We start from the raw sequence: 18628 nt of genomic DNA, 5'->3' as shown, positions 1-18628 counted from the left end.
GATAACTCTCCTGGACGGTGCGTGGAACGCTAGGGAAAGCGCCATTTTATGCGCGTTACGCAAAGCGTTGATGAAAGACATGCCTGCCATGCCGCCCGCGAAGCGTGGGAACGCCCGGCCGATGTCCTGCCGATGCGGCTTCGCGCCTGTGTTGGCGCCAAGGCGAGCGGCGCACCGACGGGCGCGGCGTGACTGTCATGCCATGAATCTCTCGTTCGAGCGAGTTGCTTGCGGGAGGTTTCTTAAAGGACGCGAAATTCGCTTGGGTCCTACGGCAACGCGCCCATACGAGACGGCGCTTGACGTTGCGAGGCGATAGGCAGGCAGCGGCGCGCGAATCGAGTGGTCGATCGGCGTAAGGCGAAAGCGAAAGGGCGTGCCTGGCGGTATGTCGCGCGGCCGAAGAACTGACGGCATCTGGCGAAAACCGCCAGGACAAACGCGCCGGTCAGCTCGGTTTCCGGTGTTACGACAACCCGCAAACCCTTGCTCGACAAGGAGTGTAGGGTTCGTCACAAGCAAAGTCAACACTATCTTATGTCTTATATAAGACATAGGATTCTCAGGGAAAGCTCTGGACGCACGGCGCGGCTTTGTGTTGAAATGCGCGGCATGAATTCGAACCCGGCGAGCACGACGAACCCGAACGGCAGCGCGAGCGCGGCTGAGGCTGCCGCGAGTACGTCGTCGCCTACGTTCAGTCCGCTATATCAGCAAATCAAATCGCTCATCACGCAGGGGCTCGAAACGGGTGAATGGAAGCCCGGCGAAATCATCCCGAGCGAGGTCGAACTCGCCGCGCGCTATAAAGTCAGCCAGGGCACCGTCCGCAAGGCCATCGACGAACTCGCCGCCGACAATCTGCTCGTGCGCCGTCAAGGCAAGGGCACGTTTGTTGCGACGCACAATGAAGACCGCGTCCAGTTCCGCTTCCTGCGCTTGTTGCCCGACGACGGCGACGCTCATCCCCACGTCAGCCGCCTGCTCGAATGCAAGCGGCTGCGCGCGCCCGCCGAGATCGCGCGTCAACTCGATCTGAAACCGGCCGACCCCGTTGTTCTTATCAAGCGCCTGTTGCAGTTTGATGGCGTGACGACCGTTTTCGACGAAATCTGGCTGCCCGGCGCGGTCTTTCGCGGCCTGACCGCCGAGCGTCTCGCCGATTACAAGGGTCCGCTCTACGCAATGTTCGAGACGGAGTTCGGTACGCGCATGATTCGTGCGACAGAGAAGATCCGCGCCGTCGCCGCTGACCCAGCGGTCGCGCGCCTGCTCGATGTGAAACCGGACTTTCCGCTGCTGTCAGTCGAACGCGTCTCCTATACGTATGGCGACCGGCCGGTCGAAGTGCGGCGCGGCTGGTACGTTACGACCGGGTATTACTATCAGAACGACTTGAGTTGAGCGCCGAAAGCAGGCGGGAAATGCAGGGTGGCAAGCAGTGCGTAAGTTTCGCGCAAGCACGTAAGGGATACTCTTTTCTTACACGCCTTAGAAGAGTGTTTTAGGCCGGTTTTCGCTGCAGCGCGGAATAAAAAGGCGCTAAAATCGCGGATTGGTGTAATAACAAGTTGGGGTCTAGCATGGCTGAAGCCGTAAAAAAACCAAGGCCCGAGTTCCGGAACATCGGGCTTGGTCAACTCGCGAAGTATCGCTTGCCGCTCGCGGGGAAGGTGTCCATCCTGCATCGCATCAGCGGCTTGCTGCTTTTCGTGTCGCTGCCGTTCATTCTCTATCTGCTCGATCAGAGCCTGACCTCGGAACTCAGTTTCGACGCGTTCAAGGGCTTTCTGGCCAACCCCATCGTCAAGATCATCACGCTCGTGCTGTCGTGGGCGTATCTGCATCACTTCTGCGCGGGCATTCGCTTTCTGCTGCTCGACACGCACGTTGGCGTGAACAAGGAAGGCGGCAAGCAAAGCGCGTTGATCGTGCTCGTCGTCTCGCTGCTTCTCACGGCTGTGATGGCCCTTAAAATTTTCGGAGCCTTCTAAGATCATGGCAACCCAAAACAGAGTTGGCCCGAAGCGCCTGGTCGTGGGCGCGCACTACGGCCTGCGCGACTGGCTCGCGCAACGCATTACCGCCGTCGTGATGGCGGCATACACCGTCGTTTTGCTGTTCTGGTTCTTCGCCGCACACAGCTTCTCCTATGAAGGCTGGGCGTCCATCTTCGCCATGCAGTGGATGAAGCTTGCCACGTTCGTGACTCTGCTTTGCCTGTTCTATCACGCGTGGGTCGGCATTCGCGATATCTGGATGGATTACGTGAAGCCCATGGCCGTGCGCCTGTTTCTTCAGGTGCTGACCATCCTCTGGCTCGTCGGATGCGCCGGCTACGCTGCACAGATTCTCTGGAGAGTTTAAAGAACATGGCTGCAATCAAGACTTCCCTGCCGCGTCGCCGTTTCGACGTGGTCATCGTGGGCGCGGGCGGCTCGGGCATGCGCGCATCGCTGCAGCTCGCGCGTGCGGGCCTGTCGGTCGCTGTTTTGTCGAAGGTGTTTCCCACGCGCTCGCATACGGTCGCCGCGCAAGGCGGCATTGGCGCCTCGCTTGGCAACATGAGCGAGGACAACTGGCACTATCACTTCTACGACACCATCAAGGGCTCCGACTGGCTCGGCGACCAGGATGCAATCGAATTCATGTGCCGTGAAGCGCCCAACGCCGTGTATGAGCTCGAACACATGGGCATGCCGTTCGACCGCAATCCGGATGGCACGATCTATCAGCGTCCGTTCGGCGGACACACGGCCAACTACGGCGAAAAGCCCGTGCAACGCGCCTGCGCCGCGGCCGACCGTACCGGCCACGCGTTGTTGCACACGCTGTATCAGCAGAACGTCGCGGCCAAAACGCACTTCTTCGTCGAATGGATGGCGCTGGACCTGATCCGCGACGCCGAAGGCGATGTGCTCGGCGTCACCGCGCTGGAGATGGAAACGGGCGACGTGTATATCCTCGAAGGCAAGACCACGCTGTTCGCCACGGGCGGCGCGGGACGTATCTTCGCGGCATCGACGAATGCGTTCATCAACACGGGCGATGGCTTGGGCATGGCCGCGCGCTCGGGCATCGCGTTGCAGGACATGGAGTTCTGGCAATTCCACCCGACCGGTGTCGCGGGCGCGGGCGTGCTGATTACCGAAGGCGTGCGCGGCGAAGGCGGCATCTTGCGCAATTCGAACGGCGACCGCTTCATGGAGCGCTACGCGCCGACGCTCAAGGACCTCGCGCCGCGCGACTTCGTTTCGCGTTCGATGGATCAGGAAATCAAGGAAGGCCGCGGCGTGGGTCCGAACAAGGACCACGTATTGCTGGATCTGTCGCACATCGGCGCCGAGACGATCATGAAGCGCTTGCCGTCGATTCGCGAGATCGCGCTCAAGTTCGCCAATGTCGATTGCATCAAGGAGCCCATTCCCGTGGTGCCGACCATCCACTATCAAATGGGTGGCATACCGACGAACATGCACGGGCAGGTCGTGGGTACGTCCAATGGTTATAACGAGCCAGTCAACGGGTTCTACGCGGTGGGCGAATGCTCGTGCGTCTCGGTGCATGGCGCGAACCGTCTGGGCACGAACTCGCTGCTCGACCTGGTGGTGTTCGGCCGCGCGGCGGGCAATCACATCATCAAGCACGCGAAGGAGTTGAAAGAGCACAAGCCGCTGCCGGCCGATGCCGCCGACTTCGCGCTCGAACGCCTCGCGGTGCTGGAGAAGTCGACGTCGGGCGAATACACGCAGAACATCGCCAACGACATTCGTTCGACCATGCAGGCGCATGCGGGCGTGTTCCGCACATCGAAGCTGCTCGAAGAGGGCGTGAGCAAGATCGACGAACTCACCGCGCGCGTGAAGCACGTGCATCTGAAGGACAAATCGAAGGTGTTCAACACGGCGAAGGTCGAGGCGCTGGAGTTGGCGAACCTGATCGAAGTCGCGCGCGCGACCATGGTGTCGGCCGAAGCGCGCAAGGAAAGCCGTGGCGCGCACGCGCACAGCGACTTCGAGCATCGCGACGATGAGAACTGGATGCGCCATACGCTGTGGTTCAGCGAAGGCGATCGCCTCGACTACAAGCCGGTGCAGATGAAGCCGCTGACGGTCGAATCGGTGCCGCCGAAGGCACGGACCTTCTAAGGCACAAGGGAAAATCGAAATGGCAAAGAGAATCTTCGAAGTCTATCGCTACGATCCGGACAAGGACGCAGCCCCGCGCATGCAGACCTACGAGCTGGAGATCGACTCGCACGAACGCATGCTGCTCGATGCACTGCTCAAGCTGAAGTCGGTCGACGAGACGCTGTCGTTTCGCCGTTCGTGCCGCGAAGGCGTGTGCGGCTCGGACGCGATGAACATCAACGGCAAGAACGGTCTCGCGTGTTTGCAGAACATGAACGATCTGCCGCAGCGCATTGTGCTGCGTCCGCTGCCGGGCTTACCGGTGGTGCGCGATCTGATTTGCGACTTCACGCAATTTTTTAATCAGTATCATTCGATCAAGCCGTATCTGATCAACGACACGCCGCCGCCGGAAAAAGAGCGTCTGCAGTCGCCGGTCGAACGCGACGAGCTCGACGGGCTGTACGAGTGCATTCTGTGCGCGAGTTGCTCGACGTCGTGCCCGAGCTTCTGGTGGAATCCGGACAAGTTCGTCGGACCGGCGGGCTTGCTGCAGGCGTATCGCTTCATTGCGGATAGCCGGGATGAAGCGACCGGCGAGCGTCTGGACAACCTGGAAGATCCGTATCGTCTGTTCCGTTGCCACACGATCATGAATTGCGTCGACGTGTGCCCGAAGGGGCTCAACCCGACCAAGGCGATCGGCAAGATCAAGGAATTGATGGTGCGCCGCGCTGTCTGAGATGGGCTAAGAGATGGTCGACAATTCAAGCAATACCGCGGACGACGGTCCGCATCAGTCCGACCCCCTTCGTCGCGCGCGTCTTCGCTGGCGTGCGCGGCGCGGCCTGCTGGAAAACGATCTGATCTTCGAGCGTTTTTTCAGCCGATATGAGCATGACCTCAGTGACGCCGACGTGTTCGCGTTGACCCGTGTGCTGGAGCTGAGCGACAACGAACTGATGGATTTGTTGCTGGCGCGCACCGAGCCCGAAGGCGAGCTTGCGACGCCCGATGTAATCCGTCTGCTAGGTATGCTGCGTACCGTGTGATTTCAGCAGGAATCCACGGAGTTCTGCACAATAAGCCGAAATAAACGAATTAAGGCCGCAAGAGGCCCACAGTACAGTTTGTGCCGCGCAGCTTCCGTCGTGCAAATTATCGAGAACCTGTATCCATACTTCGATTGAGGATGTGCTATGACCCCGTCAGATGTTAAAGCCACGCTATCGTTCAGCGACAACTCGCCGAGCGTCGAAATGCCGATCTACAAGGGCACCATGGGCCCGGACGTGATCGACATTCGCAAGTTGTACGGTCAGACCGGCAAGTTCACGTATGACCCGGGCTTCATGTCGACGGCAGCGTGCAATTCCGCGATCACGTATATCGACGGCGACAAGGGCGAACTGCTCTATCGCGGATATCCGATCGAAGAACTGGCGGTGAACGCCGACTTCCTCGAAACCTGCTATCTGCTGCTGAAGGGCGAACTGCCGACCGCCGCGCAGAACCAGGAATTCGTGGATACGGTCACGCGCCACACGATGGTGCATGAGCAAATGCACTTCTTCTTCCGCGGTTTCCGTCGCGACGCGCATCCCATGGCCGTCCTCGTCGCCGCAGTCGGCGCGCTGTCGGCGTTCTACCATGACTCGCTGAATATCAACGACCCGCGTCATCGCGAAGTGTCGGCCATCCGCATGATCGCCAAGCTGCCGACGCTGGTGGCCATGGCTTATAAGTTCAGCATCGGTCAACCGTTCGTTTATCCGAAGAACGATCTGTCGTATAGCGCGAACTTCATGTACATGATGTTTTCGAACCCTTGCGAAGAGTACAAAGTCAACGACGTGCTGGTGCGCGCGCTCGACCGTATCCTCATCCTGCACGCGGACCACGAGCAAAACGCGTCGACCTCGACGGTGCGTCTCGCGGGTTCGTCGGGCGCCAATCCGTTTGCGTGTATTGCAGCGGGTATCGCGTGTCTGTGGGGCCCGGCGCACGGCGGCGCGAACGAAGCCGCGCTGAACATGCTGGAAGAAATCGGCTCGGTCGACAACATCGCCGAGTTCATCAAGCAGGTGAAGGACAAGAACTCGGGCGTGAAGCTGATGGGCTTCGGCCACCGCGTCTACAAGAATTACGATCCCCGCGCGAAGCTCATGCGCGAAACCTGCCACGAAGTGCTGAACGAGCTCGGTCTGCATGACGACCCGCTCTTCAAGCTCGCGATGGAACTGGAAAAGATCGCGCTGGAAGACGAATACTTCGTGTCGCGCAAGCTGTACCCGAACGTAGACTTTTACTCGGGTATCGTGCAGCGCGCGCTGGGCATTCCGACGTCCATGTTCACGTGTATCTTTGCAATGGCCCGTACGGTTGGCTGGATCGCGCAATGGAACGAGATGATCGCCGATCCGGAACAAAAGATTGGCCGTCCGCGTCAGTTGTTCATTGGTCAAACGCCGCGTGATGCAAAGGCGCTGGACAAGCGTTAAGCGCATGCAGGTTAGGTTGGATGAAAGCCCCGGCAAGTGATTGCCGGGGCTTTTTGCTTTTGGCTTCTTCCTCGTCCGTCTTTCTATCCGGGTATCGCTGATCCAGGTACCGAACCCACCACCCAACCCACTGTTTTTAATGGATTTTTCCGTAGCCTAGTACTATCCACGCGCTCCTTGAGAGTGGCATAATCGACTCACAAGTCGTCAAACTGAAAACCCCGCAGTCACACTCCAAAGCGCTCACATGGCACAGACTCTCTACGACAAACTGTGGAACACACACGTGATCCACACGGAAGAGGACGGCACGTCGATCCTCTATATCGACCGTCACCTGCTGCACGAAGTGACGAGCCCGCAGGCCTTCGAAGGCCTTAAGCTGGCCGAGCGCCCGGTGTGGCGCATCAGCGCGAACCTGGCCGTGTCCGACCACAACGTGCCGACCACCGACCGTTCCCACGGCATTGCTGATCCCGTGTCGAAGCTGCAAGTCGATACGCTCGACTCCAATTGCGATAGCTTCGGCATCACTCAGTTCAAGATGAACGATCTGCGTCAGGGCATCGTGCACATCATCGGGCCGGAACAGGGCGCGACGCTGCCGGGCATGACCATCGTCTGCGGCGACTCGCACACCTCCACGCACGGCGCGTTCGGCGCGCTCGCGCACGGCATCGGCACCTCGGAAGTGGAGCACGTGCTCGCCACGCAAACGCTCTTGCAGAAGAAGAGCAAGAACCTGCTCATCAAGGTCGAAGGCCAATTGCCGCGCGGCTGCACCGCGAAGGACATCGTGCTCGCGATCATCGGCAAGATCGGCACGGCGGGCGGCACCGGTTACGCCATGGAATTCGGCGGCTCGACCATCCGCGCGCTCACCATGGAAGGCCGCATGACGGTCTGCAACATGGCGATCGAAGCGGGCGCGCGCGCCGGCATGGTGGCCGTCGACGACACCACGATCAACTATCTCAAGGATCGTCCGTACTCGCCGCAGGGCGTCGAGTGGAATCAGGCGGTCGAGTACTGGCGTCAGTTCAAGTCGGACCCAGACGCGCAGTTCGACCGCGTGGTCGAACTCAATGCGGCCGAAATCGTGCCGCAAGTCACGTGGGGCACGTCGCCGGAAATGGTCACGTCGGTCGATGGCCGCGTGCCCGATCCCGAGCGCGAAAAAGATCCGGTCAAGCGCGACGCCATGGAACGCGCGCTGCACTACATGGCGCTGCAACCGAACACGCCAATCGAGGCCATCAAGCCGGACAAAATCTTCATCGGCTCGTGCACGAATGCGCGTATTGAAGACCTGCGCGCCGCCGCGTATGTGGTGAAGACGCTCGGCCGCCGCGTGGCATCGAACATTCGTCTGGCGATGGTCGTGCCGGGCTCCGGTCTCGTGAAAGCGCAGGCCGAGCGGGAAGGGCTCGACAAGATTTTCACCAACGCGGGCTTCGAATGGCGCGAGCCGGGATGCTCCATGTGCCTCGCCATGAACGCGGACCGGCTCGATCCGGGCGAGCGCTGCGCATCGACGTCGAACCGCAATTTCGAAGGGCGTCAAGGCGCGGGCGGACGCACGCATCTGGTGAGCCCGGCAATGGCGGCCGCCGCTGCAATCGAAGGTCACTTCGTCGACGTTCGCAAGCTCGCCTGACTCGGTGCGATGAAGCGAAATCTACTCTCGCTCGTGGTTGCCGCCGGTTGTCTGCTCATACTGACACTCGCGGGCTGCAACACGATGCACGGTTTCGGCGAAGATTTGCAGCATCTGGGCAATTCGATCAGCAACGCGGCTAAGTAGGCGAGCCGCATTCATCCGGCAAGGCGCGCCAAGCATTGCCGGATCTGCAACAGACAAAGGGCTCAAGCGTCATGGAAAAATTCATTGTGCATAGCGGCCTCGTGGCGCCGCTGGATCGCGAAAACGTCGACACCGACGCGATCATTCCGAAGCAGTTCCTGAAGTCGATCAAGCGCACCGGCTTCGGTCCCAACGCGTTCGACGAATGGCGTTATCTCGATGTCGGCCAGCCGGGACAGGACAACAGCAAGCGCCCGCTGAACCCGGATTTCGTGCTGAATCAGCAGCGTTACCAGGGCGCGTCGATTCTGCTCACGCGCAAGAACTTCGGCTGCGGCAGCTCGCGGGAACACGCGCCGTGGGCGCTGGATCAATACGGCTTTCGCGCGATCATTGCGCCGAGCTTCGCGGACATTTTCTATAACAACTGCTTCAAGAACGGGCTGCTGCCGGTGGCGCTGACGGAGCAGCAAGTGGACAAGCTGTTCAACGAGACCAACGCGTTCGTGGGTTCTACGCTGACCGTCGATCTCGAAGCGCAAGTCGTGCGTACGGGCGACGGCACCGAGTATTCTTTCGAAGTCCCGGGCTTTCGCAAGTACTGTCTGCTGAACGGCTTCGACGATATCGCGCTGACTCTGCGCCACGCGGACAAGATTCGTCAGTACGAGACGGAACGGCTGACGAAACAGCCGTGGCTGAACAATCGGCTGGTTGGATAAGAGCCTGTATTCGGCCTGCGCTTAGATGCAGGCGCGCTTTTAGTGACGTTGTTCGTGTCCGAGAAACCCGACACGACGGCGCGAACCAAACCGGGAAGCTCCGCAAGCGCGGAGCGCGTCCTGTGAATAAGGAATCGAGACATGAAGATTGCAGTCCTCCCCGGCGACGGGATCGGTCCGGAAATCACCGCCGAGGCGGTCAAGGTGCTGAACGCGCTTGGTGAGAAGTTCGAACTCGAAGAAGCGCCCGTTGGCGGCGCGGGTTACGAGGCGAAGGGCCATCCGCTGCCGGATGCGACGCTGCAACTCGCCAAGGACGCCGACGCGATCCTTTTCGGCGCCGTCGGCGACTGGAAGTATGACAAGCTCGAACGCGCGTTGCGCCCGGAGCAAGCCATTCTCGGTCTGCGCAAGCATCTGCAACTGTTCGCGAACTTCCGTCCGGCCATTTGCTATGCGCAATTGACGGGTGCTTCGTCGCTGAAGGCCGAGATCGTGTCGGGGCTTAATATCCTGATCGTGCGTGAACTGAACGGTGACATCTACTTTGGTCAGCCACGCGGCGTGCGTGCTGCGCCGGACGGCTTGTTCGAAGGCGCGCAGGAAGGCTTCGACACCATGCGTTACGCGGAACCGGAAGTGCGGCGCATTGCGCATGTCGCGTTTCAAGCTGCGCAAAAGCGTCAGAAGAAGTTGACGAGCGTGGACAAGGCGAACGTGCTCGAAACATCGCAATTCTGGCGCGACATCATGATCGACGTGTCCAAGGAATATCCGGACGTCGAGCTGTCGCACATGTATGTCGATAACGCGGCGATGCAGCTGGTCAAGGCGCCCAAGGCTTTCGACGTGGTCGTGACGGGCAACATGTTTGGCGACATTCTCTCCGACGAAGCCGCGATGCTCACCGGTTCCATCGGCATGTTGCCTTCGGCGTCGCTCGACAAGAACAACAAGGGCTTGTACGAGCCGTCGCATGGTTCGGCGCCGGATATCGCGGGCAAGGGCGTGGCCAATCCGCTTGCGACCATTCTCTCGGCCGCGATGATGCTGCGCTACTCGCTCGGCAAGACGGAGCAAGCCGACCGTATCGAAAGCGCGGTGAAGAAGGTCCTGGAGCAGGGCTATCGCACCGGCGATATCGCGACGCCCGACGGCAAAGTCGTCGGCACGAAGGAAATGGGCGACGCGGTGCTCAAGGCGCTATAAAAAAACTCGCGATCGGCTGTTGCGACAAATGCAGCCGATCGTGACGTTTATCCTATTTTTACCCGTTTTACGGCACGATTCGCGGCGATTCGGTTCGTGATTCACGAAATAGCCCGGTTATCGTGTAGACTGTTTTGCTATGGCGAAGAACTCTCAATTCTCTTTGGAATCCATCGGACGCGGCTCAAAAGTCAGCGCGACGGGTCTCGCCATCAGCACGCGCGGTCACGCCATTGTTGGCGTCGCCAAAACGCGCATTACGAAAACCTCCATCAAAGCGATCACGATTCGCTGATCGTCCCTCGTGTCCGAGCGTCTTCCCCGCGCGGCCACGCCGGGTAAGGATGCGGGGAAGCTACCACTGGAAGGGTGAGTCATGAACGTAGGTCTCGTTGGTTGGCGCGGCATGGTCGGCAGCGTCCTGATGCAGCGCATGCAGCAGGAAGGCGACTTCGACCTGATCGAACCGGTGTTTTTCAGCACCAGCAATGCGGGCGGCAACGCGCCGTCGTTCGCCAAGAACGAGACTAAGCTCAAAGACGCGACGAGCATCGACGACCTGAAGAAATGCGACGCCATCATCACGTGTCAGGGCGGCGACTACACCAACGAGGTGTATCCGAAGCTGCGCGCGGCGGGCTGGAAAGGTTATTGGATCGACGCGGCCTCGGCGCTGCGCATGAAGGACGACGCGGTCATCATTCTCGATCCGGTCAACCTGAACGTCATCAAGGACTCGCTCGTCAAGGGCGGGCGCGATTTCATCGGCGGCAATTGCACGGTCAGCCTCATGCTGATGGCGCTCGGCGGCCTGTTCCGCGAAAACCTCGTCGAATGGACGACGGCCATGACGTATCAGGCCGCATCCGGCGCGGGTGCGCAGAACATGCGCGAACTGCTGCAGCAAATGGGTGTGCTTTACGGCGCGGCCAAGGAAGACCTGGCCGACCCGTCTTCCGCCATCCTCGATATCGACCGTCGCGTGCTGGCTGCAATGAAGGGCGAACGCATGCCCGTCGATAATTTCGGCGTGCCGCTCGCAGGCTCGCTGATCCCGTGGATCGACAAGGATCTCGGCGACGGCATGTCGAAGGAAGAGTGGAAGGGCGGCGCGGAAACCAACAAGATTCTCGGCAAGCCCGCAATGGGTCAGCCGGGCTCGGTTCCCGTGGATGGGCTTTGCGTGCGGATCGGCGCCATGCGCTGCCATTCGCAAGCGCTGACCATCAAGCTCGCGAAGGACGTGCCGCTCGACGAAGTGCACGGCATCCTGGCATCGGCGAACGACTGGGTGAAGGTCGTGCCGAACGAGCGCGAAGCATCCATCCGCGATCTGTCGCCTGCAGTCGTTACGGGCACGCTTACGGTGCCGGTTGGCCGTCTGCGCAAGCTCGCCATGGGCGGTGAATATCTGTCCGCGTTCACGGTCGGCGACCAGCTCTTGTGGGGTGCTGCCGAGCCGCTGCGCCGCATGCTGCGCATTCTGTTGGACAAGTAAAGTAAACTACGCGCTTATGAGCGCGGCTTGACGAGAAGCGTCGCGTTTATCGCGGCGCTTTTTCGTTTGTGCAGCCGGTTTTGTCATGGAACGTGTCCGCGTGACCGTTCGACGAAAAATCCACCCGCGCGCGTTTGTCATGGCAGTGTTTCGATTCAACCTTCGCCGTTCCCTGGAGTTTCAATGATTCATCGACCTGGCCGGTCTTTCAACACGCCATCGCGCGCGGCGTTCGCTGCGGCTGGCATTGTCGCGTCCGCGGTGCTCGCCGCGCATCCGGGCGCGGCTTTCGCGCAGGCGAGCGAGGTTGCAGCAGGCGCTACGCAGCAGTACGCGGTGAAGCCCGGTCAGTCGCTGAGCGATATCGCCGGCGAACTCACCGGTTCCAAGGAACGCGCCGTCAAGGAAAAGATGGCGCGCGCCCTGTTCGAAGCCAATCCGAACGCGTTCGCCGGGCACGACATCAATCGGTTGAAGCTCGGTTCGGTGTTGAACGTGCCGGCAACGGATGCGGGCGGAGCGTCCGCGCCGGTCTCGGCGTCCGCATCGACGCCAGCGCCGGTCCCGCAGGAAAACGCAACGGCGGGCGCATCTGCGACTGGCGTTGCACCGGCGTCAGCGACTCAAGGCGCCGCGAGCGAGCCCGCGCCGCCCGAGGCAGCCTCGAATCCCGCGCTTGTTGCGAGCGCGCCAAATGCCGTTGCGCCGGCGTCCGAGGCAAGTACCACGACGGCGCCAGCGAAGCCCGAGGTCGCCACTTCCGCTGCGGCGCCCGCGACCGGGTCGCCGCTTTCGGACCCCAGGATTTTCCTCGGCGGGCTGGTCGGGCTGAGTGTCATATTCGGCCAGTGGTATATCAGAAGGCGTAATCGCGCCAAACTCGAAGCGGCGAGAGCGGCAGCGGACCCGCGCGCGCCGCGAACCTTTTCCTCGATGGAAGAAGCGGAAGCAGACGCCGCCGCGCGTAACGAAAAGCTGCGTCAGCAACGCGAGCGCGAGCGTTTGGCTGCTATCGCCGTGGCGAGCGTCGACGGCAAGGCGGTTCAGCGCGACGATCAGTCGGAACTGAACGCGGTGGCGGCGAGCATCGAGGATTACGATGCGGCGCAAGTTTTCCCCACGCCGTCCGATGACGACGCGGTCGCGCGCATGACGCCGTCGGCCAGGAATCCGGCGTCGCAAGCCGAGCCGTTCGTTCCCGCGACGCCCGCCGCTTTGCACGCGGAATTCGTGCCATCCGCGCGCGAAGAATCATCGAACGACGCCGACGCGCACGAAACGCATGCCCGTGAAATCGCTGCACGCCAGGCTGCCGCGCTCGAAGCGCGCAAATGGGAAGAACAGGAGCGCGAAGCCGCCGCGCGACAGGCTGCGCATCAGGAAGCCGAGGAACGGGAGACGCGCGCACGTGAGCTCGCGGCCCGCGAGGCGCTCGCCCGCGATCTGTCCGCCCGCGAGACGCAATTGCGCGAAGCCGAAGCGCGCGATGCCGCCGAGCACGCGGAACAGGCCCGCGAGGCGGCGGCGCGCGAAATCATCGCTCGCGAAGCCGAACTGCGCGAAGCTCAGGCGCGTGCGGCCGCCGAGGAAGCCGCCGAGCAGCGCGCGGCAGAACAGCGCGAGATCGAGCACGCAGCGCTCGACGTGCCGCCCGAGCCGGAACTCGACGACGATCCATCGCCCGGTCATCGTTTCCCGATGCCCAAGTTTCCAAAAGAAGCAATCCAGGCGCTCGACTCGCTCGAACTCGGTCTGCCGCCGCGTCTCGAACTGACGCTGAACGCGCCTCATGATTTGGCGAGTTCGCCGCCGCAGGCGCTTGAAGCCGCGCCCCGTGAGTCCGCTGACGCGGCGCCGTTGCCGTTCATCCCGCAGCCGGTGGCCCACGCGCAGACGGCTCACGAGGACTTGCCGCCCGTGCCGCGAGGGGAATCCGTCGTCGCTCAGATCGAAGCCGGCACTGCAGGCGCCGCGGCGGTGGCCGGCCTCGGAGCCACCCAGTACGGCCCGCTGAGCCTCGACTTCGACCTGAATCTGCCGGCGAGCCAGACTGCACCGTTGCCGGCGCTGACGCCTTCGCAACTGGCGACAATCGCGCGAAACAAGCTCGAACTAGCGACCGAATACATCGAACTGGGCGACTTGTCGGGCGCGCGCACGTTGCTTCAGGAAGTGCTCGCCTCGAACGATTCAGCCACGCGTCCGCAAGCCGCCGCGTTGCTTTCGACGCTCGCGCCGCATTCCTGAAATGCGCATTGCATTAGGCGTTCAGTACGACGGCTCGGCGTTTTCCGGCTGGCAATCTCAGCCGCATGGCAACACGGTGCAGGACGAACTCGAGCGCGCGCTCGGGGAGTTCGCGCAGACTCGTTTGCAGACGGTCGTCGCCGGACGGACAGATACCGGGGTTCACGGCCTGGGCCAAGTCGTGCACTTCGACACGGAGCTCGACCGTACCGAGTTTTCCTGGGTGCGCGGCACGAATGCGTTTTTGCCGGAAACGATCGCGGTGCAATGGGCGAAGCCGATGCCCGACGACTTCCACGCCCGCTTCAGCGCATTCGAACGCACTTACTATTACGTGCTGTACATCAATGCGGTCCGTTCACCCATGCTCGCGAAACGCGCTGGCTGGGTGCACACGCCGCTGGATGTCGGCGCGATGCGGGAATCGGTGGCGTGTCTTATCGGCGAGCACGACTTTTCGTCGTTCCGCGCGGCGGATTGCCAGTCGAAAACGCCGGTCAAGCATGTGTATCGGATCGATGTACGCGAGCAGGGCAACTTCGTGCACTTCCGGTTTCGCGCCAACGCGTTTTTGCATCACATGGTACGCAATCTAATGGGATGCTTCGTTGCCATTGGCCGGGGAAAACATCCGGTTTCGTGGATGACCGACGTACTCGCCGCGCGCGACCGTCGTATCGCCGCGCCGACCTTCATGCCGGACGGCCTATATCTGGCGGAAGTCGGTTATCCGGCGCAATTCGCGGTGCCGCCTGCGCATATCGAAAGCATGCCGTGGAGCGCCGTCTGGGCGAACGAGAAATGAGCGAACGGGATCTTCATCGAACAAGAATCAAGCTGTGCGGACTTTCCCGCGCCGAAGACGTGCGCCACGCCGTGGCGCTTGGCGCGGACGCCGTGGGCTTCGTGTTCTATCCACCGAGTCCGCGTTCGGTGAGCGTCGCGCAAGCCGTCGAACTGGCTCGGCATGTGCCGCCCCTTGTGTCGGCAGTCGGTTTGTTCGTCAACGCGACGCCGGAATGGGTGAGAGAAGTCACGTCGAACGTTCCTCTTTCTATTTTGCAGTTTCACGGCGACGAGACACCCGAACAATGCCTCGAGTTGGCCGCAATTGCGGGTTTGCCCTATTGGCGCGCATTGCGAATCGGGCCTGATGCTGCAACGAGCGATTTGATAGAATCGTCTCTTAAATTTGCAGATGCTGGCGGCATTCTTCTCGACGCACTCGTCGAGGGCTTTGGCGGCGGCGGGAAGATATTCGATTGGTCACTTATCCCAACAGATCTAGGGCATCGGGCCGTTTTGAGTGGTGGGTTGAACACGCAAAACGTCAGTGAAGCCATCCGGCGCGTGCGCCCGTTCGCGGTCGATGTCTCAAGCGGCATCGAAACGCCGGGCGCCAAGGGCGTGAAAGATCCCGCCCGGATGGCGGCATTCGTGCGCGCGGTGCGCGAAGCGGATGCCAGCTGAATAAAAACGTGAATTCGCCGCAATGGCACTTCACCACCGAAGAGTGACGTAATGTACAACTTACCAGACGAAAGAGGCCATTTCGGCCATTATGGCGGCATTTTCGTGTCTGAAACGCTCATCCACGCGCTCGATGAATTGCGCGTCGCGTATGAAGCCGCTCAGCAAGATCTCAAGTTCCAGGCGGAGTATCACTACGAACTGAAGCATTATGTGGGTCGCCCTTCCCCGATTTATCACGCAAAGCGCTGGAGCGAAATGCTTGGCGGCGCGCAGCTTTATTTGAAGCGCGAGGACTTGAATCACACCGGCGCGCACAAGGTCAACAATGTGATCGGCCAGGCGCTGCTTGCGCGCCAGATGGGCAAGAAGCGTGTGATCGCCGAGACGGGCGCAGGTCAGCACGGTGTTGCAACCGCCACCATTGCCGCCCGCTTCGGCATGGAATGCGTGGTGTACATGGGCGTCGAGGACGTGCGGCGTCAGGCTGCGAACGTGTATCGGATGAAGCTGCTGGGCGCGACGGTCGTACCGGTCGAATCGGGCTCGAAGACGCTGAAAGACGCGCTCAACGAAGCCATGCGCGACTGGGTGACGAACGTCGAGAGCACGTTCTACATTATCGGCACGGTGGCGGGCCCGCATCCTTATCCAATGATGGTGCGCGACTTCCAGCGTGTGATCGGCGACGAATGCAAGGTGCAAATGCCCGAAATGGCCGGTCGTCAGCCGGACGCGGTGATAGCGTGCGTAGGCGGTGGATCAAACGCGATGGGCATCTTTTATCCCTATATCGACGACAAGGGCGTGCGTCTGATTGGCGTCGAGGCAGCTGGCGACGGAATGGACACCGGCCGTCACGCAGCCTCGCTCATGGGCGGTAGTCCCGGCGTTTTGCACGGCAATCGCACCTATCTTCTGCAGGACGACAACGGCCAGATCATCGAGACGCATTCGGTTTCGGCGGGTCTCGACTATCCAGGCGTCGGTCCCGAGCACGCATGGCTGAAGGACGCGGGACGGGCCGAGTATGTCGGCATCACGGATGAGGAAGCGCTCAAGGCCTTCCACGACTGCTGCCGCATCGAAGGCATCATCCCGGCGCTCGAGTCGAGTCACGCGCTGGCGTATGGCGCGAAGCTCGCGAAGACGCTGCCGCGCGACAAGGTGCTGCTCGTCAACCTGTCGGGCCGGGGCGACAAGGACATGCACACGGTCGCCGAGCGATCGGGCATTCAGTTCTGAGCGGCCGGATGCGCACTGTCATCGACGAACCGTTGTCCGTCGGCGCGCTCACGGGCGCCGACATCGATATCCGCAATCGCGATTTCCTGGCCGATGCCGCAACCATTCCCGACGCGTCGATCGACTTGATCGTCGCGGACCCGCCCTATGGTTTGGGCAAGGACTACGGGAACGACTCGGACATGCGGTCCGGCGACGCCTTCCTTGAATGGACGTACGGCTGGCTTGAACTGGCCTTGCCAAAGCTCAAGCGAAGCGGTTCGATGTATATCTTTTGCACCTGGCAGTATTCGCCAGAGCTGTTCGTGTTTCTCAAGCGCCGCCTGATGATGGTCAACGAGATCGTCTGGGACCGGCGTGTACCGAGCATGGGCGGAACGACGCGAAAATTCTCGTCGGTGCATGACAACATCGGCTATTTCGCGGTATCGAAGGACTATTACTTCGATCTCGATCCAGTGCGCATTCCTTACGACGCAGTGACGAAAAAGGCGCGTTCGCGCAAGATTTTCGAAGGCAGCAAGTGGCTGGAGATGGGCTACAACCCGAAAGACGTGTGGTCGGTGTCGCGTTTGCACCGGCAGCATGCGGAACGGGTCGATCATCCGACACAAAAGCCGCTGGAGATCATCGAACGGATGGTGCTTGCCAGTTGCCCGCCGGGCGGCCGCGTGCTTGATCCATTCATGGGCAGCGGCACCACGGGTGTTGCCTGCGCGCGTCACGGACGGCTCTTCACCGGATACGAGATAAACGCGAACTACTGTGCGATCGCTGAACAGCGCACGGCGCAGGGACGCGAGGATCGATTGCAGGTTTTGCGCGCACCTAGCGTCAGTCTCGTACCGGAAGCTGCCCGATAGCGCCATTTTCGTCGCTGAAACGCGTCAGATGCCGAGACAACGACGTCTGACGCCCACGAATACGACTGCGAGAAATTTCTCATGTCACGCATCAAAACTACATTTGCGGCACTCGCCGCCGAAGGCAAGAAGGGGCTGATTCCGTTCATCACGGCGGGCGACCCGAACCCTGAACAGACCGTCGAGTTCATGCACGCGCTGGCGAAAGGCGGCGCGGACGTCATCGAACTGGGCGTGCCGTTTTCGGACCCGATGGCCGACGGTCCCGTCATTCAGCGCTCGTCGGAACGCGCACTGGCGCGCGGCGTGACGCTCAAACGCGTGCTTGCCGATGTCGCGCGTTTTCGCCAGACCAACGACAAAACGCCGGTCGTCCTGATGGGCTACGCCAATCCAATCGAACGCATGGGCGCGGACGCTTTCGCGGCGGCAGCGAATGAAGCGGGCGTCGACGGCGTGCTGGTGGTCGATTACCCGCCCGAGGAAGCCGAGGAATTCGGCACGAAAATGCGCGCGGCCGGCATCGATCCCATCTTCCTGCTGGCGCCGACTTCGACCGACGAACGTATCGCGGCGGTCGGGAAGATTGCGAGCGGCTATGTCTATTACGTCTCGCTGAAAGGCGTGACCGGCGCGGCAAATCTGGACGTTTCCAGCATCGCGAGTAAAATCCCGGCCATCAAGTCGCATGTGCCGCTGCCGGTGGGCGTGGGTTTCGGCATCCGCGACGCGCAAACTGCCCGCGCGGTGGCTGAGATCGCGGATGCCGTGGTCATCGGCAGCCGGCTCGTGCAGTTGCTCGAAGAGGCGCCGCCGGATACTGCCGCGGCGTCGCTTACGACATTCATCGCGGAAATCAGAGCGGCGCTCGACGCCGCCAAGTAAAAACGCAGTCGCGGCCGCGCCGGATTCCCTCGGCGCGGCGCCGCGACCGTCTGA

General features: G+C 61.3%; 18 protein-coding genes. All 18 read left to right on the top strand.

Annotated features, from left to right (window positions below; translation table 11 throughout):
- Window positions 1-612: 612 nt before the first annotated feature.
- Window positions 613-1404, top strand: coding sequence for a GntR family transcriptional regulator (locus P9250_RS14815; RefSeq protein WP_244829106.1), 792 nt, complete (start codon window positions 613-615; stop codon window positions 1402-1404).
- A 179-nt stretch (window positions 1405-1583) separates the two neighbouring features.
- The gene (gene sdhC, locus P9250_RS14810) at window positions 1584-1994 is read left to right on the top strand and encodes a succinate dehydrogenase, cytochrome b556 subunit (protein WP_244829107.1); all 411 of its coding nucleotides are present in this window, start codon (window positions 1584-1586) and stop codon (window positions 1992-1994) included.
- A 4-nt stretch (window positions 1995-1998) separates the two neighbouring features.
- Window positions 1999-2367, top strand: a complete 369-nt coding sequence (gene sdhD / locus P9250_RS14805; protein WP_244829108.1) for a succinate dehydrogenase, hydrophobic membrane anchor protein — start codon at window positions 1999-2001, stop codon at window positions 2365-2367.
- A 5-nt stretch (window positions 2368-2372) separates the two neighbouring features.
- Window positions 2373-4148 (top strand): succinate dehydrogenase flavoprotein subunit, encoded by a 1776-nt coding sequence (gene sdhA / locus P9250_RS14800; protein ID WP_244829109.1) that lies wholly within the window; start codon window positions 2373-2375, stop codon window positions 4146-4148.
- A gap of 19 nt (window positions 4149-4167) precedes the next feature.
- Complete coding sequence (locus tag P9250_RS14795; RefSeq protein ID WP_244829110.1) at window positions 4168-4872, top strand: succinate dehydrogenase iron-sulfur subunit; 705 nt, start codon at window positions 4168-4170, stop codon at window positions 4870-4872.
- A 13-nt stretch (window positions 4873-4885) separates the two neighbouring features.
- The gene (locus P9250_RS14790; protein ID WP_310393741.1) at window positions 4886-5182 is read left to right on the top strand and encodes a succinate dehydrogenase assembly factor 2; all 297 of its coding nucleotides are present in this window, start codon (window positions 4886-4888) and stop codon (window positions 5180-5182) included.
- A 147-nt stretch (window positions 5183-5329) separates the two neighbouring features.
- On the top strand, window positions 5330-6631 hold the full coding sequence (gene gltA / locus P9250_RS14785; protein ID WP_244829112.1) for a citrate synthase: 1302 nt from the start codon (window positions 5330-5332) through the stop codon (window positions 6629-6631).
- A 247-nt stretch (window positions 6632-6878) separates the two neighbouring features.
- Window positions 6879-8288, top strand: coding sequence for a 3-isopropylmalate dehydratase large subunit (gene leuC / locus P9250_RS14780; protein ID WP_244829113.1), 1410 nt, complete (start codon window positions 6879-6881; stop codon window positions 8286-8288).
- 9 nt (window positions 8289-8297) lie between these two features.
- Entirely contained in the window at window positions 8298-8435 is a 138-nt protein-coding gene (locus P9250_RS14775) for an entericidin A/B family lipoprotein (protein WP_310393738.1), read from the top strand.
- A 71-nt stretch (window positions 8436-8506) separates the two neighbouring features.
- A complete protein-coding gene (leuD, locus tag P9250_RS14770) occupies window positions 8507-9157 on the top strand; it encodes a 3-isopropylmalate dehydratase small subunit (protein ID WP_310393736.1) in 651 nt (216 codons plus the stop codon).
- Window positions 9158-9298: 141 nt separating this feature from the next.
- On the top strand, window positions 9299-10366 hold the full coding sequence (gene leuB, locus P9250_RS14765) for a 3-isopropylmalate dehydrogenase (protein WP_310393734.1): 1068 nt from the start codon (window positions 9299-9301) through the stop codon (window positions 10364-10366).
- A 376-nt stretch (window positions 10367-10742) separates the two neighbouring features.
- Window positions 10743-11864, top strand: a complete 1122-nt coding sequence (gene asd, locus P9250_RS14760) for an aspartate-semialdehyde dehydrogenase (RefSeq protein ID WP_310393731.1) — start codon at window positions 10743-10745, stop codon at window positions 11862-11864.
- Window positions 11865-12047: 183 nt separating this feature from the next.
- Window positions 12048-14111, top strand: a complete 2064-nt coding sequence (locus P9250_RS14755; RefSeq protein ID WP_310393729.1) for a FimV/HubP family polar landmark protein — start codon at window positions 12048-12050, stop codon at window positions 14109-14111.
- Between the two features lies 1 nt (window position 14112).
- Entirely contained in the window at window positions 14113-14916 is an 804-nt protein-coding gene (truA, locus tag P9250_RS14750) for a tRNA pseudouridine(38-40) synthase TruA (RefSeq protein ID WP_250466481.1), read from the top strand.
- The gene (locus P9250_RS14745; protein ID WP_310393727.1) at window positions 14913-15581 is read left to right on the top strand and encodes a phosphoribosylanthranilate isomerase; all 669 of its coding nucleotides are present in this window, start codon (window positions 14913-14915) and stop codon (window positions 15579-15581) included. Before truA ends, P9250_RS14745 begins: the two co-directional genes overlap by 4 nt.
- Window positions 15582-15632: 51 nt before the next feature.
- Window positions 15633-16826, top strand: a complete 1194-nt coding sequence (gene trpB / locus P9250_RS14740) for a tryptophan synthase subunit beta (protein ID WP_310393725.1) — start codon at window positions 15633-15635, stop codon at window positions 16824-16826.
- A gap of 8 nt (window positions 16827-16834) precedes the next feature.
- Window positions 16835-17689 (top strand): site-specific DNA-methyltransferase, encoded by an 855-nt coding sequence (locus P9250_RS14735; protein ID WP_310393723.1) that lies wholly within the window; start codon window positions 16835-16837, stop codon window positions 17687-17689.
- 81 nt (window positions 17690-17770) lie between these two features.
- On the top strand, window positions 17771-18574 hold the full coding sequence (gene trpA, locus P9250_RS14730) for a tryptophan synthase subunit alpha (protein ID WP_250509822.1): 804 nt from the start codon (window positions 17771-17773) through the stop codon (window positions 18572-18574).
- The last annotated feature ends 54 nt before the right edge of the window (window positions 18575-18628 follow it).

Source organism: Caballeronia sp. LP006 (assembly GCF_031450995.1).
GTDB lineage: Bacteria > Pseudomonadota > Gammaproteobacteria > Burkholderiales > Burkholderiaceae > Caballeronia.
The sequence above is the reverse complement of the archived record's forward strand: the minus strand, read 5'-3'. Positions and strand labels throughout refer to the sequence as shown.